Annotated in this window: 10 protein-coding genes and 1 tRNA gene; 4 read left to right on the plus strand and 7 right to left on the minus strand. The window is 62.7% G+C overall.

From position 1 onward, the window contains the following. Nucleotides 1–14 precede the first annotated feature (14 nt). From VN634_12930 to VN634_12940, 3 genes are all read right to left on the minus strand, one after another. Nucleotides 15–1,418, minus strand: coding sequence for a hypothetical protein (locus tag VN634_12930; protein ID HXC51787.1), 1,404 nt, complete (start codon nucleotides 1,416–1,418; stop codon nucleotides 15–17). Beyond that, nucleotides 1,415–2,809: a pitrilysin family protein gene (locus VN634_12935; protein ID HXC51788.1), complete on the minus strand. Its 1,395-nt coding sequence runs from the start codon at nucleotides 2,807–2,809 to the stop codon at nucleotides 1,415–1,417. Before VN634_12935 ends, VN634_12930 begins: the two co-directional genes overlap by 4 nt. A gap of 62 nt (nucleotides 2,810–2,871) precedes the next feature. After that, nucleotides 2,872–3,240 (minus strand): response regulator, encoded by a 369-nt coding sequence (locus tag VN634_12940; GenBank protein ID HXC51789.1) that lies wholly within the window; start codon nucleotides 3,238–3,240, stop codon nucleotides 2,872–2,874. Between the two features lie 311 nt (nucleotides 3,241–3,551). Here VN634_12940 and VN634_12945 point away from each other — a divergent pair, with 311 nt between their 5' ends. Then, nucleotides 3,552–4,457, plus strand: a complete 906-nt coding sequence (locus tag VN634_12945) for a DUF1566 domain-containing protein (protein ID HXC51790.1) — start codon at nucleotides 3,552–3,554, stop codon at nucleotides 4,455–4,457. A 163-nt stretch (nucleotides 4,458–4,620) separates the two neighbouring features. Beyond that, a complete protein-coding gene (locus VN634_12950) occupies nucleotides 4,621–5,799 on the plus strand; it encodes a hypothetical protein (GenBank protein ID HXC51791.1) in 1,179 nt (392 codons plus the stop codon). 141 nt (nucleotides 5,800–5,940) lie between these two features. Here the strand turns inward: VN634_12950 and VN634_12955 are convergent, their stop codons facing one another. Then, nucleotides 5,941–6,084: a hypothetical protein gene (locus tag VN634_12955; GenBank protein ID HXC51792.1), complete on the minus strand. Its 144-nt coding sequence runs from the start codon at nucleotides 6,082–6,084 to the stop codon at nucleotides 5,941–5,943. A 249-nt stretch (nucleotides 6,085–6,333) separates the two neighbouring features. Between VN634_12955 and VN634_12960 the strand changes: the two genes are divergently transcribed. Continuing rightward, a complete protein-coding gene (locus VN634_12960) occupies nucleotides 6,334–7,488 on the plus strand; it encodes a hypothetical protein (GenBank protein ID HXC51793.1) in 1,155 nt (384 codons plus the stop codon). Between the two features lie 108 nt (nucleotides 7,489–7,596). Continuing rightward, nucleotides 7,597–8,619: a DUF1566 domain-containing protein gene (locus VN634_12965; GenBank protein HXC51794.1), complete on the plus strand. Its 1,023-nt coding sequence runs from the start codon at nucleotides 7,597–7,599 to the stop codon at nucleotides 8,617–8,619. A 73-nt stretch (nucleotides 8,620–8,692) separates the two neighbouring features. Here VN634_12965 and VN634_12970 read toward each other — a convergent pair whose 3' ends face one another. The 3 genes from VN634_12970 to VN634_12980 all read right to left on the minus strand — a co-directional run bounded on the left by VN634_12970 (nucleotide 8,693) and on the right by VN634_12980 (nucleotide 15,304). Continuing rightward, a complete protein-coding gene (locus tag VN634_12970; GenBank protein HXC51795.1) occupies nucleotides 8,693–10,825 on the minus strand; it encodes a hypothetical protein in 2,133 nt (710 codons plus the stop codon). A 2,335-nt stretch (nucleotides 10,826–13,160) separates the two neighbouring features. Next, nucleotides 13,161–13,244, minus strand: a tRNA-Leu gene (locus tag VN634_12975). A gap of 962 nt (nucleotides 13,245–14,206) precedes the next feature. Continuing rightward, entirely contained in the window at nucleotides 14,207–15,304 is a 1,098-nt protein-coding gene (locus VN634_12980) for a hypothetical protein (GenBank protein HXC51796.1), read from the minus strand. Nucleotides 15,305–15,337 lie beyond the last annotated feature (33 nt).

Consider the following 15,337-nt stretch of genomic DNA (forward strand, 5'->3'; position numbering starts at 1 on the left):
TCGCTGCTTGCGAGCTATTGGTACGTCTTCGAGAGAATCGAGTCGCGATACGGAATCACGACGACCCGGTAACGCGGGAAATGCTTCGCGACGAGCGGCTCGAGCTCTTTGGCATCGCCGACGACGGCCCCGACCACTGCGCTTTGCGCCCACGTCTTCTCGAGCGTGCTCTTCACCTGGTCGCGGTCGGTCTTCCAGTCGGTGATCTTGCGCTGGTAGAGCTCGGGGCTCAGCTCGCCGACCGCCACCTCCATGCGCTCCTCGATGCGGCCCTCGGGCGTGCTGCGGTCGAGCAGCTTTCCGTAGATGTAGCTTTTCCACTGCCGGTCCCACGTCTCGGCGGGAAGGTCGTGAATGAGCGACGGCTTGTCGTAACCGGTCTCCACCAGCTTCGCGATCACCTCGAGAGCCTCGTCGGATTTTGGCCGGACGGGGTTGGTCGCCAGTCCGAGCGAAGGGTGGCCGAGAAAGAACGGCTGCACCGGCGAAACGGCGTACGCCAGGCCGCGCTTGGTGCGGATCTCTTCGCCGAAGATCGAACCGAGTCCGCCGCCCACCAGGACATACGTGCCGAATTCGGCCGCGAGCTCGTCGGAAGAGCCGTAGCGATCGCGCGCGACCGAGATGATCGACGTCATCGTCTGCGTGCGATCGGGTTTGTCGAGGATCAGGAAAATCTGATCCGCGCCGCTGACGCGGGCAGGCACTTCACGCAGCGCGAGCGGAGCCGGTTTGCTTCGCTCGCTGATCTCGCCCTGAGCCGCAAACACCCTGGAGAGCACCGTGCGGATAAGCGGAAGACTTTCCGGAGGCGCCACCACGCCGGCCCAGATATCCGTGGCCCCGACGAAATCTCGGTTCCACACCGCTGCGGTCGTCTCCTTGTGCAGCGCGGCGACGCGATCGAGGGTGATCGGCACGCCACCGAAAAATTTCCGGTCGGCCCATCGCCGCGACGTCGACACGCCGAGGCTCATGTCCGAATCGAGACTTGCCGTGAGCGTGGCTGCGAGCTTGCGCACGGCGATCCCGAATGTTTCGTCCGTCAGCCGCGGCGATTTCCAGTTCTCGGCGAGGTGGTCGGCCAGTGCGCCGTAGTCCTTCCCTTCCACGATCGGAAACTGGAGCGTCCAGACCGAATAGAGATTCGACAGCGTGAAATCATTGGACGCGCCGAACGATGCCAGCCGGTCCTGGTACGTCTCGCGGTTGAGCGTAGCCGTTCCGCCGTCGAGGATGTCACTCATCACCGACGCGGCCCCTGCTTCCTCGGGGCGCGCGGACTCGAAGCCGGCCGGAATGACCACCGTGATCTCGACGAGCGGAAGCGGATCCGACTCGAGGCTGAGCTGGATTCCCGCATCGGCCGTCGATGCTGCAACCAGGAAGACGAACGCCGCTGCGATGACTGCTCTCACTTGCTTCGCTCCAAGGGTGCGTTGCGGGCTGCCGGCGTCAGAATGACCCGCGTACGCGCCGACGTGTCCCAGTATTTCAGGCGCTCGCGGATCTCTTCCAGCGTCACTTTCTGCACCCGCGCGAGGAACTGAAAATCCCACGCCGCGTTGCCGGTTGCCGCGTGCGCGGCCGCCATGCCTTCGGCGAGATGCATGGGATCGCGCATCGATTCCCACTGCTCGGCCAGATAGTAGAGCTTGAAGTTGTCGAGCCGTTCGGCCGTGAGCCACGACGGAAACTTCTTTCGTGCGGAGTCGTACGCCTGCTCGAGACGGGCGACGGGAACTCCGGGATTTCCCGTCACGAGCACGATCGAAAGCCCGGGATCGATGTTGGCACCTGCATCACTGCCGACGCCGCGTGCGAGCCCTCTCTCGACGAGCTGGTCGGAGAGATAGCCCAGCTTGTCGTCGGCCAGCAGGCTTGCAATCAGGCTGTCGGTCGCCGCATTCGGATCGTTGTACGTGGCACCGAATATTGCATCGGCGAGAATCACGCTTTCGGTCTTCATCGGAACGACTTTGCGCCGGATGCCCTGGCGCGCCGGTTCGACGGCGATCGCCGGTTCCTCGAAGCTGCTTCTGGTCATGCTCCCGTAGTAGCGATCCATCTGCTCGAGGGCCTCGCTGACCGTGAGATCCCCGACCAGCGAAACCACCGCGCGATTGGGCGCATAGAAACGGTTGTAGAAGTCGAGCGCGTCCTGAAACTTCGTTGCGTCGAGATCCTTCTGCCAGCCGATGGGCGCGGTCTTGTACGGATGGCGGTCGTACGCGAACTGGTAAAGCTCCCAGAACAGTCGTCCGCTCGGACTGTCCTCGGTGCGCATCTTGCGCTCGGAGACGACCGCGCCGCGCTCCGTGTCGAAGACTTCCGGCGTGAGCCGCAGCTTGCGCATGCGCTCGGATTCGAAGTCGAGCGCGTCGTTGAAGCGCTCTTTCGGTACCAGCTCGTGGTAGACCGTCAGGTCCGGCGTCGTGTACGCATTGAAGCGGCCGCCCCAGTCCGAAAGCGTCTCGAACGGCTTCGGGAAGTGCTCGGTCCCGCGGAACATCATGTGCTCGAAAAGATGGGCGAGCCCGGTCCGGCCGTTGAGCTCGAAGCGTGCGCCGACTTCGTAGGCGGTCACGATCGCAACTGTGCCCGTGCCCGGCTTTGGCGAGACGAGCAGCTCGAGGCCGGAGGCGTCGTTGCGGTAGTGGTAGATCGAAAGGCCGGCGACAGGTTCCAGCACTTCGATACGGTGGAAGCCTTTGTACTCGGACGGCGCGGCGGCGGGGCCTGCCGTCCTGTGGGCCGAGCACGCGCTGATCGCCAGCAGCGCGACGAGAAGAAGCAGTGGGGTTCGCATCGCCGGAGTCTAGGCGAGGCGGCAAAAATTCGCACCGTTCGCCCGGCCGTGCGTGCGCCGGTTCACTTGATCGTCGCCAGCAGCCCCTCGAGAGTCTTGAGCTCGACCGGTTTGACCAGATGCATGTTGAATCCGGCTTCGAGCGACGCCTGTTTGTCCTCGTCCTGTCCCCATCCGCTCGCAGCGATCAGCAGGAGGTTCTTTCCCCATTCCTCGGCGCGAACGCGCCGCGCGAGATCGTGACCGTCGAGTCCGGGCATTCCAATGTCAATGATCATCGCGTCGGGCTGGAACTCGTGCGCGATGCCGAGCGCCTGAATGCCGTTGTGTGCGATCCTGGCCTCGTGACCGAGCGCTTCGAGCAGCAGCGACAGGCTGTGAGCAGTATCGACATTGTCGTCGGCGACGACAATTCGCAGCGGGATGCTCACGTCAGGTCTCCTTTGCGATCGTTGGTCTTCATGTTCCGTCTTCCAGCTTCGGTCCGATTTGAGTGGTCAAGACCCGAGCCCGCCAGCGCCGACGCGCCACCCCGGCGACGGGGCCTGACAACACGCAAGCGGGATACCGCGGCCCCGTTGACCGTACAAGGCAGCCGGATTGCAGCAAAGTCGGCTCGCGTTCGCGCAGCCTGACGGATACTCACGCCCTTTCCGACCTGTCTGTCGGCTGCCTGAATTGCATGGGGTGCGCCGGGTGCATTGGGTTCTCCAACTGCCGATCTCCATGCAACGAGGCTCCGATGCGAAAGACCATCACGACGGCGACTCTCGCCGCAATCATCCTCAGTGCAACTGCGGCGCTGGCCGCTCCGGTCTGCGGGGACGTCAACGACAGCAGCTCGGTCACGTCCACCGACGCATTGCTGGTGCTCAAGAGGAGCGTCGAGCAACCCGTCACGCTCGACTGCTCGGCCTACGCCGATCAGTTCTCTGCGTGCGAGACATCGCTCTCGACCTGCGACGCGGACCTGACGTCGTGCCGAAACGCTCCAGGTTGCGGAAATGGCAACGTCGACCCCGGCGAGGAGTGTGAGGCCGGAGATTTTGATGGCAGGACATGTGCGAGCGAAGGCTTCGCCGGTGGAGGAACGCTGCTCTGCGCTGCCGGATGCACGGTCGACGCGAGTGGTTGCTACGCGGCGCGCTTCGAGGCTACCGACGATACCATCGTCGACCACCAGACCGGCCTCGAGTGGGAGAAGAAAACCGGTGCGGACGGCGCGGCGAACCTCGCGGACCCTCACGACGTCGACAATCTCTACACGTGGTCGATCTCGACGCCGACTGCGAACGGATCGCTGTTTACGAATTTTCTTCCATCGCTCAACAACGCGACCTCCAGCGACGGGATTGCCATCGCCGGGTGTTTTGCCGGCCTCTGCGACTGGCGTCTGCCGACCGCTCCGGAACTGCACGGAATCATCGACCTGACGAGGCCCGGATGCAGCAACGGCACTGCTCCATGCATTGACGAGTTGTTCGGGTCTACGAGCTTCGGCGGCCTCGGATACTGGACGGCCACGACCAACTCTTACTTCGAGGGATACGCATACGTCGTGGACTTCACAAACGGCTCCGTTCTGACCAACGGCAAGACGGGAAACAGTCACGTTCGCGCCGTGCGGTCTGCAGCGGAGGCCTTGTAGGACCTGCTTCGCTGTTCTCCGCTTGCAGCTCGCAACGTTGCTGGGCTTCGTACGAGCGAAGGATATGCACGGAAGCGTTACAGGCTGCGTTGTGAGACCGTGTACCTTCGACTAAATTGACCGAATTCATACTCTGCTCAAGGCCCCGATCAGGAGGAACCCCGTGAGATCTCTACCGCTTCGCGTCGGTGCGTGTGTTTTTGCATTGCTCTCAGGATTGGCCGCCGGGCCATCGCATGCTGCGTGCGGTGATCTCAATGCCGACGGCAAGATCCTGGTCGGTGATGCGCTGCTCCTGCTCAAGGTCGCAGTAGGACAGCAGATCGACATTCAGTGTGATGCTGCAGGCGGTGCGTGCTGGGATCTCGACGCCGACTCGGTCTGTGATCCGATCGAAGACGTCAACAACGACGACTTCTGTGACGTCGAAGATTGTCAGGGCTTGCCAGGACCTGCCGGGCCTACAGGACCGACGGGACCCGCGGGCGTTGCCGGACCCACCGGCCCGACAGGCGCCGTGGGCGCGACGGGACCGACCGGACACACGGGCCCGACGGGACCGACCGGACCGAACGGCACCACCGGCCCGACAGGAACGACCGGACCGACGGGTGCGACTGGTCCAACGGGAGCCACCGGTCCAACGGGAGCCACGGGTCCCACAGGCGCCACCGGACCGACCGGCGCGACCGGACCGACAGGAACTACCGGACCGACGGGTGCAACCGGACCAACGGGTGCAGACGCTTCGTCGCAACATCTGCGGACGATCAGTGCGAACTTCGCAGGCACGCCCGCACCCTTCAACGTTCAGAGCAACGTCGACGATCAGTTGAATGAGATCTCGCTTCCGTTCGATTTCGTGATCGACGGAGTGCCGTACACGATCATCGACGCGTCAAGTAACGGGTGGCTCAACTTCGGCGGCGCCGCGACGAGCTCGATTCAAAACAACGGCACACTGCCGAGCGTATTCTTCCCCGGACCGTTCGTCGCTGCGTACTGGGACGATCTCCTCTTCGTGAACCTGTACGCCGGCGTTCGCGGGGAGGCGCCGAACCGCGTGTATTCCATCGAATGGTTTGCGCAACGATTTCAATCCCCCGGCGTTGCCGTGCCCAACAGTCACATCTCTTTCGCGGTCAAACTTCACGAGACGTCGAACATCATCGACGTAACGTACGGCGTGGTCGAGGTAGGCTCGATGGGCAATTCGGCTACAATCGGATTCCAGACTGCGGGCGGTGCGTCCGCGAAGGCGTACCCGTTGAGCACGAACGTCGACGTCCTGAAGACGGAGTCCCCGAGCAGCCAGGGCTGGAGCATCTCTCCGGTTCGCTAGGCCGACCTGTTCAGGAAAGCGCGTCACGCCGGCGGTGATTTCCGATACCGCCGGCGCGCGCGTGGTCATGCGGAATTACGACATACGCTCGGACCTTGCGTGCGGTGGGTAACGCTCGACAACGTTCCGAACGCTTCGCAACTAATGCGTAAGATTGCCTACGATGTGATCGCTGAGCGTTCGTCCGGCGGCTGACGCCTGAAGCACCATGGCGCGACCTTGCGGTGTCTGCAGAAGAAAGTACGCACCGGCGACCAGCACGAGTCCCAAAACGACTAGTCTCATATTCCCCTCATTGCAGCCCGGCGCGGAGTCTACACCATGCACCGGGCCTTCCGTCATTCTGCCATGGATGATCTCGACTCGTCGCACGACGTAAGCCACTCCGTCCGTCGGAAGCACAGCGCGCCTTGCCCCGGGACGATGCGGTCGACTGCAAGCTTGCGTTCCGCTGCGGACACCGATGGTCTGCCGCCGGGTCGGGCGGCGACGTGAAGCAAGCGGCTGTCCAGGCGGCCGCGCGCCCGGAAATCGATGGCGACGTTTTTCATTGCATTGCTCGGTGCTGCCATCGGACTCGCCGGCGGATTCTTCGCCGGCGCGCTGGTCGGCGCGCTCATCGCGGCCGCCACTCACATGTCGACGTTCGAGGGAGCCGCAGGATACTTCGCGGTGTTTCTGTGCGGGCCGGTCGGTGCGCTGCTCGGGCTCGTCCTCGGCGTGTGGCTCGCCCTGCTCTTACGTGGCGAACAACGCGGCGGCGGCGCCATAGCGAAATACAGCCTGTCGAGCGTCGGCACGATTGCGGGAGCTTCGGCAGTTGCCATCTTTCTGGTCCTGCATTTCGACTCGAATCTCAATCGCGGCGGATCCGAGCCGCAGCTGCTGTTCGAGATCCGCATGCCGCCGGGCAGCAAAGTCGCAGGCGACCGGCACGACGTCGACATCGAGCTTAACACCGATGCGAATTCCGCGTCGGCGTTTCTGCGCCAGGCGCAACACAATGACGGCGATCGTCCGGTTGTCTCGGGCGGCGTCGAGCTGGCATTCCGCACCGCGAACCGGATCCTCGTGCTCAAGCGCAAGGACGAACCCGACCGGCTGTTCAAACTGACCCTCGCCGCTCGTCCGCGACACTCCGACGATTACGGAGAGTGGCGGCCGGTCGACGGGGTCGCCGATCCGGGCGCAGAGCGGCCGCGCCCTGCTACGGCGGCCGACCAGTATGAAATCCGCTACCGCGTGCGCGATCCCGAAGTCGAGTACATGCGACCGATCGTCGCCTTCGAGCTGAGCCTGCCGCCGGCGTCGCACGTGCCCGAGGATGTCGAGGCCATCTCGGTCAAGGCGCTCGAAGGACAGAACGACATTGACGGCGCAATCAGCGCCGGGTCGATCAAACGCGGGAATGACCGAGTGATACTCGAGGGAACGGTGCAGATGGCCGGCGACGTGCATTCGCTCGTCGCCATCTCCATCCCGGACCAGCCTACGCGACTGTTCGAGATCCACCGCCCACCGCTCGACTGGATCACCGAGCTGCTGCGACGTGCGTCGACGACTCCCGACGATACCGCGCAGACCTACGGGCCCTGGGAAGGCGCCCGGTTCATCCGCGAAGCCGTCGACTCCGAGCCGCGCGCGGCAGCGTCGTCCGACGATGCGAAGCTGCGCTACATGCTGCAGTAAATTCCGCGCGATGCGGCACTGGCGGCGCCGGGACAAGCTTTGTCGGCATCTCTTGTCTGGACGGCCGACGTCGTGCACTGTGCTGCAAATTTCCGCGAGGACATACTGATGACGCAAACGATCGCGACGGCGGTACTGGCGATATTCGTACTGAACGCAAGCACAGCGCTGGCCGCCGATCCGGTCTGCGGCGACGTCAACGACAGCAGCTCCATCACCGCGTCGGATGCCCTGTTTGTTCTCAAAAAGAGCGTCCAGCAGCCGATCGCACTACAATGTACGGCATACGAGAACCGTTTCACCGAGTGCAATACGGAGCTGTCCGACGTTACGGCCGATCTCGCAGCATGCAGCGCCGACCTGTCCGCGACCAACTCCGATCTCTCGACGTGCAATTCGAACCTCACGACGTGCAGCGGCGATCTGTCCGCGACCAACAGCGACCTCTCGAGCTGTCACGCGGATCTGTCGGCGACCAACGCCGACCTGACCAATTGCCAGAACGCGCCGGAGTGCGGCAACGGTTCCCTCGAGGTTGGTGAAGACTGCGAAAGCGGCAATCTCGATGGAAAGGACTGTACGACCGAGGCTTTTCTCGGCGGCACGCTGCGCTGCGCGGCTGGATGCGTCTTCGATACGAGCGAGTGCTACGCCACCCGTTTCGATGCCTCCGGCGCCACGATCATCGATCGCCAGACCGGTCTGGAATGGGAAAAGAAGGACGCTGCCGGCGGCGGTTCTTCGAGCTGTCCCGGCGGACCGACCTGTCAGAATCCGCACGACGTGGACAACATCTACAAGCTCAGCAGTAGCGGAACGGTTGCCGACGGCGGAGCGTTCACGGATTTTCTCGCGAGGCTCAACGCCGGCTCTTCGCTCGACGGCGAGGCGACGACGGCCTGCTATGCGGGGCATTGCGACTGGCGACTGCCGACCATCGAGGAGCTGAAATCGGTTCCGTGGCCGGGCATCCCCGAGTTCGAACCCGACGCAGCCGCGAACTACTGGTCGGCGACGACGTACGCGAACGACGCCGGAATCGCGTTCTATCTGACGACGACTGACGGGCTTCAGGGCTACTATTTCAAGTCGACGCCCTACTACGCGCGCGCGGTCCGCTCCGCGTCCTGAGAGCTCTTTTCTCGCACCCGCCGCAGGACGACGACAATCGCCAGCAGTGTTACCATCGCTCGACGACTGAGTTCTAGTCGCGGGGACACGTCCGGTTGGCTGCGCCGTCGTCGAATGTATCGCAGTCGACGAACGGCGCGTCCGTAGCGACGACGATACGACAGACGCGGCATTTCGCCAGCCTCGCTGCGCAGCTGTCGAACGTCGAGTCGTTCGCGAGCGCGGCGCAGTCGCCCGGGAACGTCGTGGCCATGGACAGAGAGGGGCAGGACTTGCCGCGCGAGGCACCGAGTTTGGCCACGCTCTTGCCGAGCGACGATTCCGGATCCGCAGCCGCCGTGCCGACGGTGAGCAGGCACGCATCGAGTCCGAGGCGGGAGACAATGGATTCCTTGATCCCCGCCTTCTTGCACTTGACGAAACTCTTGAGCTCGGCGTTGACCAGCTTCTCGAGCGCGCCGTGCACGGCCGTCTGGCACTTGGCGACATTTGGATCGCTGCCGGTGACGACATCGTCGAGGCTCGCGCCGAAAAGATCGGCAACGAGGTCCACTCTCTCGTTGTCGGCATGCGCGAGGATCGGTGCGGTCGCCTGCGCGCCGAAGTCCGGCAGAGTCCCGCAGCTCTTCGTGTAAATGTCCGTGACCTTGGTTGCCGCCGCGCCGACTTTCCCGCCGGCGTCGAGCGTGAGGCACGACTGCGGCGCGGGCTCGGTTCCCTTGGCAGCGTTCTTCACACAGGCCGCGTTCGCCTTGCCCTGCGCGGCCGACAGTTTGACCCCCGCACCGTTGAGGCCGGTCAGGCATTTGGCCTGGTTCGACGTCTGGGGAGGCGTCGTGCATCCGGGAACAGCGCTGTGCTGGCACGTGAGGATTCCGTTGCAGGCGTCGACTGTGCAGTCGTCACTATCGTCGTTGCACGAGGCGCCCCCCGGGATGGAGTTATGCAGGCAGGTACCCGTTCCGTCGCAGTACTCGATCGTGCAGTCGAGACCATCGTCATAGCACGGTGCGCCGCCCGCGATGTTCATGTGCGCGCAGGTGCCGAAACCGTTGCAGTTGTCGAAAGTGCAATCGTTTGCATCATCCTCGCAGACACCGCCCGCGCCGACACTCTGGTGCGCGCAGGTGCCGAAGCCGTTGCAGTTGTCGAAGGTGCAGAGATTCGAATCGTCAGTGCACTGCGCACCGGCCCCCACGTTCAAATGGCTCGTCGAGCCGGCGCCGCTGCACTGGTCGAAAGTACAATCGTTTTCGTCGTCGTCGCCCCGAGCGCCGGCGGCAACTGCAGCGTGCTGGCATGCACCGAAACCGTCGCAGTTGTCGAAAGTGCAGAGGTTGCCGTCGTCCGTGCACTCCCCGCCCGCGCCCCGGTTCGGATGAGAGCAGACGCCGACGGCGCAAAGGTCGGCCGTACAGGGGTTGCCGTCGTCGGGGCACGCGGTGGTGTCCTCGTCGACAGCGCAGTTGTTCGTACAGGTCGGGTCGCCGGAGTGCTTGCATACACCGGCAACGCAGAAGTCGCTCGTACACGCGTTGCCGTCGCTCTCGCAGATGGCGAGGTCCGGTACCACCATGTGCGCGCAGGTGCCACTTCCGTTGCAGAAATCACGGGTGCATGCGTTGCCGTCGTCGCTGCAGAACGACTGGTTGGGCGCGACGGGATGCGTGCAGACGCCGGCGCCGTTGCAGAAGTCGTGCGTGCACTCGTTGCCGTCGTCGTTGCAGCTGGCGAGGTTCGGAGCCGCTGGATGCGTACAGGTTCCCGAACCGTTGCAGAAGTCGCGCGTGCACTCGTTCCCCTCGTCCGCGCACTCGGAATAGTTCGGCGCATTCGGATGGCTGCAGACCGCTCCGGCCGCGCAGAAATCGCGCGTGCAATCGTTGCCGTCGTCGGAACAGGCCGACTGGCCCGGCATTTCGGGATGCGTGCACACCCCCGCGCCATTGCAGAAGTCGTGCGTGCACTCGTTGCCGTCGTCATTGCACGGTGTGTTGCTGGGCTCGTTCGGATGAATGCAGATCCCGGCGCCGTTGCAGAAGTCCCGGGTGCACTCGATGCCGTCGTCCGTGCAAGGGAAGCCGGCCGGTTGCCCGTCGCAATCGACGGCGCTTGCGCGAACGACGCTGCCGGCGAGCAGCGCGAGGCAGGCCATCAGAACGAACGACAAAGACGGACGAGCCGTCCTGCTCGGTACAAAATTCATCGAGATCCCCCAGTGACAAAACGGATGGTCGCGCGTCCCCGACGCGGGCCGGCCCTGGCGCCGACGGCGTAAGCTGAAGCGGTGGCGGGGTTAACGCAAGGGCTCGATGTGCCCTGGTCTTCCGATCAGCTCGGTACGAACGTCGTGATGACCTCTTTGTATTTCTTGATCATCGGCCATTTGCCGGAACCGGGCTGGACGTGGCACTTCACGTAAAAGCCGCCATCGGAGAACGACTGGCACGCGTACGGATCGGGAACCGAAGGCTCGAAGTCCGCGCACGCGCCGGTAAAGACGAAGCCGCAAAGCGTGTAACCCGCATTGTCCGGATCCGGCTCGGTGCAGTCGCGAGGACCGTCTCTTCCTCACCGCGAGTGCTCAGCGACTGGTTTTATCCTGTCACGCTCACGAAACTTCGGAATCGTCGTACTATTGGCCGTTGTCACGCTGTCACGTTCGACGGCCGAGGGGTCGCGGTGTAGGGGCGTTCCTTGGCTATCTGCATCGTCTCTCGGAACGTAGGCAGCCCACGCGGCTTCAAGGTCTATTCGTCGGTAACCTTTGCCACGTTCATTCCTAGAGCGAACTGTCGTGCTCGCTCTGTCCGATGATGGACCGACTCGAACGGCTACAACGGATGCGCGCGGGCGAATTCGTGCAGTGACGAGGACAGAGTAACCGCTGGCCTGCGATCGGCTGCTAGACGTTCGCGATACCGGCATCACCGCCTATCTCGCGAACTACGGCTCGCTCAAGACCGTCACCCGTTCGCACCCGGCGAAAGCCCGCCGATCATCAGATCCTAGGGCGGCACGATTCACGCGCTCTCTCTAGAATCTCGACGGGAACTCTACGCCTCGATACAACCGTTCCCGCGATCCGAGCAAGAGGAGTTATACCGTCCCCACAACTCTTTCGACTACGTGGCTGGCGGATGGAAGACCATCCTGAGTGCCTATCCGGTCAAGATGACCGGCAGCCGCAACTCACATCGACTACGAATCTGCGGGGAAAAGAAAAGGGCGGGCCGTTGCCGACCCACCCTTTTCTGACTCGCTTCGTAAGTGCTTTCGCACCGGGAGCGCGTCGGACACGGATGACTTCTGGATCGCGCGCACAACGTCGCGAAATCTCTAAAGTCGTACAGGGACACTATCGACGAGGCCGCCGGCAGTCAAATTTTTTCGTGCATTACGGTACGCACTTGCGTACCGTAAGTCCGTATAAAGTTACTGGATAGCACTACTTACCGCGTTTCTTCTCCGCCGTTTCGTTGACCGAATGCCGATTGGAGTGTACCTCTTCATTAAGGCTTCTCGACGGGCAGTGGAAGCCTCGTTTTCTTAGCTTTGGGAGCGCGTCGGACAACTCCTCCCGATTAAGCTGGCAAACCTTTTAAGCCGCCCAATCGCTCGGGGCCCGCGGAGTCACTACCGCGAGCGCCGGAATGGAGGACGTTATGAGGCTACCTCGTCACGTGGCAGCGTTGTGGGCAGACCTATGCAAGGTATTCGTTCCCGAGCGCCTGGCCACAGCATCGCACGTGTTCCAGATCATCGGTGCCGTTGCCGGACTTGGCATGTTTCTTTTCGCACTGCTTGATCGCCTTCCACACCGGTAGTGAGGAATTCGTTCTCAATCCGGCTGATGAACGCCTGCGGAGAGTTGCCGTGGACCTACATGGTTAGGTCCGGCCGAGTGGAAAAAAATCGCCGCCAATAGCGGAGACGGTTCGCGCACCGGCTCACGCAATCGGGCCAGCTTTCTCGCCGGCTTGCCGTGGATGTCCTGCGGCGTCTGCGACAGCTTCCTCGGCGGTGGCGACTTCGGCAGGTTCCTCTCCTGGTAGCACCGTCCCAAGTGGTCGTACCTTGATTCAGGGAAAGATACGCCGCCGATCCGTTTTCTGAGAAAAGGTAGACGAGATACCAGCCTCTTCGCGCGTCAGGCGAGTGAGCTTTTGAATAGAGCCTTACCCAGGGAACTTTATTCCTTTTGTCCGGTACCGTCTCGACCTTCCGCCGCTAAATCCTGCGCGCTCTCCGGCATCAACGGAAGAAGCATGGGAATTTTGTCACGAAGCCAGCGAGCCCCATCACCTCGAATAGCAATTCCACGACGTCGCATGCCGTCTGTATTCGTCGAGAAGAAGTCCGGTTGCAGTTCCAATACCGCTTGTATGACGCTCTTCATACTCTCTCTCGAGGCGCACGTGCGCCCTTCAATCCTCCAACGTTCGAAAGCGCCATGGCATTCCGTCTACTTTCGCGCGCCACTTCGTCGTTGGAATTTTATCGGGTGCTGAAGAAAGCTTTCCATGGTCATATAAAAGAGATGCCGGGACCGGGATTCGAACCCGGACGACGTTTCCGTCAGGGGATTTTAAGTCCCCAGTGTCTACCAGTTCCACCATCCCGGCGTGAGATGGGCGCCGCGTCTAGTCAGCTGATCGCGCGAGTCCGGCATACCCCGAAGCCGACGAAACTGGACCGTCGACGACAGGCCTGCGGCAAGTCTGGCAATACCTGACAGACGTTGACCATACGAGATGCCCGGCCGTACATCGTGGCAACACGTCACGTCCGGCAACTCTGATCGCGGACCACAGTACTGAAAGAGCAAAGGCATAAGCGGCCATCCAGCAGCCCGAGAACCACTGAAGCTCGGTATCCGGTGTGGCAGTGTGGCCAGGCCGAGTGCTGATCAATAGCACGGCAAGACAGATGAACACATACGCCCCGAAAAACGTTGTCGTCCGTCTCATCCACGCCGGGCAACCGCGGAGAAGAAGTTGCCCCCGTAGATTGAAGGGGATCTCGAAAATGTAACTCGCGTCGACCCAGGACTTGGCATTGAACAGCAGCGGTTGAGCGATCAATACCGTCGGAACCACTACCACGATCGCCCCGAGGTGGAGCAGCCCCGTCATCTCGCCGAATGGGGACGGCAGGCGAAGAAGCGTCAGGACGTGCACGAGCATGCTTGCGCTGAGGCCAAAAGCTGCCAGCGGGACGAACGGCTTGAGCATCTTCCTTCCACGTCGACGATTCCTGGGAGACACGTGGAACTCCTTTCAACCAATGCCCGTCTTAAACGGCCTGCCCCAATGTTGCCCACATTCTCGTGCCAAGCATTCCGGTGATGTCCAACGATGTGGACGGCGAACACCGGCAACTCTACGCTGCCATTGCAGATCGCCGTAAAGCACCATCACTTCGCAGCCTTTTAAGTCCCCAGTGTCTACCAGTTCCACCATCCCGGCGTGAGATGGTCGCGTCAGTTTAATCAGCTACTTGCGATGCTTCGCAACTCGCGCAGCCGGAGTGATCGGAGTGACTTGCCCGTGATTTGCCCCGTCCTGCAGGCGACTGATGAGATCGTCTACGCGGCGAGCCGCCGGTCAAGCAGTTCCGAGAGTCGCTGCCGGGTCAGTTCCAAGCGGATGCCCCAGAGCTCTCCTACCCGTTCATCCGTAAGGCGGCCGTGCTTGCGCAGCATCGTCGCATCGGCCTTCGCTACGAGCCGCAAGCTGTCACCGTTTACGGTCGTCGGTCGCTCGATTCTTTCGAGCCCGCACAGCGCCTTCTGGATCGCGGGCCGCACCCTGTCGGGATGGCGCTCGAGGAGCCAGTCCAGCAGTGCCCACGAGAAATCGGCGTGGGAACGCTCCTCCCGCGCGATCTGCTCAAGCACGGCACCGGTGATCGGTTCCTCGCAAGCGAGCGAGCACTCGCAGGCGACATCCGCATTAAAATCCTCCAGCTGGCAGCCGTCGGTCAAACTCTCGCTTGCGAGCGTGACGATCGGATCGGCCTTCGAATCGAGGCCGCCGAGAAGCAGGTCCGGCATCGCCTCGACGCTGTGGGACCGTCCGCCGTATCCGGCCGCCAGCGCGAAGCAGAGCCGCGTGTGCTCGATCTCTTGTAGCGCGGCGCGATGAGCCCACTCCATAAGCTCGGACGGCGCGCCGACTGCTGCGAGCATCCACGAGATGCGTGAGAATGCCGGAACCGACGCGTGCTCTTTCTGCGCGTCGTGGAGCCAGAGCGCTTCGAGAGCCGTTCGCGTCGCTTGGTCCAGTCCGGATGCGTCGGGCCGTGCGCCGCGCGTCCAATCACTCCCTTTGCGAAGCTCAGGGAAAAGCTGGCGGCCGCGCACTCGAAGCGGTCGGCCCCAGGCCAGGCCGGGGATGACTCCCGCGCCGAAAAACAGGGGCGCCGTCAGCATCGCCACCATGCCCGACGCACGAGGCAGCGAGAATGCGCCCACCGCGAACTGAATCAGACACAGAACAATCAGGCTGAGGAACATCGCCGGGACCAGCCGGTCCGCCCCAGGTATGTCGAAAAAGATCACTGACCACAGTCCGCACACGACTGTGGCGTTCAGCAGTACCATCCGCATCGCAAAATCCAGTCCCGCTGATCTCGGTGCGTCATCGCCAGACGAAGCCGGTGTCGCGTGTTCGTTCATGCTCATGATCTCACTGCCTCCGAACCGCGATTGGAACAG

This window comes from Candidatus Limnocylindrales bacterium (assembly GCA_035571835.1).
In the GTDB taxonomy this organism is placed as follows: domain Bacteria; phylum Desulfobacterota; class Binatia; order UBA1149; family CAITLU01; genus DATNBU01.

Coding starts and splice junctions, on each gene's coding strand:
- VN634_12980 (HXC51796.1), bottom strand. CDS start 15,304: ATGAGCATGAACGAACACGCGACACCGGCTTCGTCTGGCGATGACGCA.
- VN634_12955 (HXC51792.1), bottom strand. CDS start 6,084: ATGAGACTAGTCGTTTTGGGACTCGTGCTGGTCGCCGGTGCGTACTTT.
- VN634_12970 (HXC51795.1), bottom strand. CDS start 10,825: ATGAATTTTGTACCGAGCAGGACGGCTCGTCCGTCTTTGTCGTTCGTT.
- VN634_12945 (HXC51790.1), top strand. CDS start 3,552: ATGCGAAAGACCATCACGACGGCGACTCTCGCCGCAATCATCCTCAGT.
- VN634_12935 (HXC51788.1), bottom strand. CDS start 2,809: ATGCGAACCCCACTGCTTCTTCTCGTCGCGCTGCTGGCGATCAGCGCG.
- VN634_12965 (HXC51794.1), top strand. CDS start 7,597: ATGACGCAAACGATCGCGACGGCGGTACTGGCGATATTCGTACTGAAC.
- VN634_12960 (HXC51793.1), top strand. CDS start 6,334: ATGGCGACGTTTTTCATTGCATTGCTCGGTGCTGCCATCGGACTCGCC.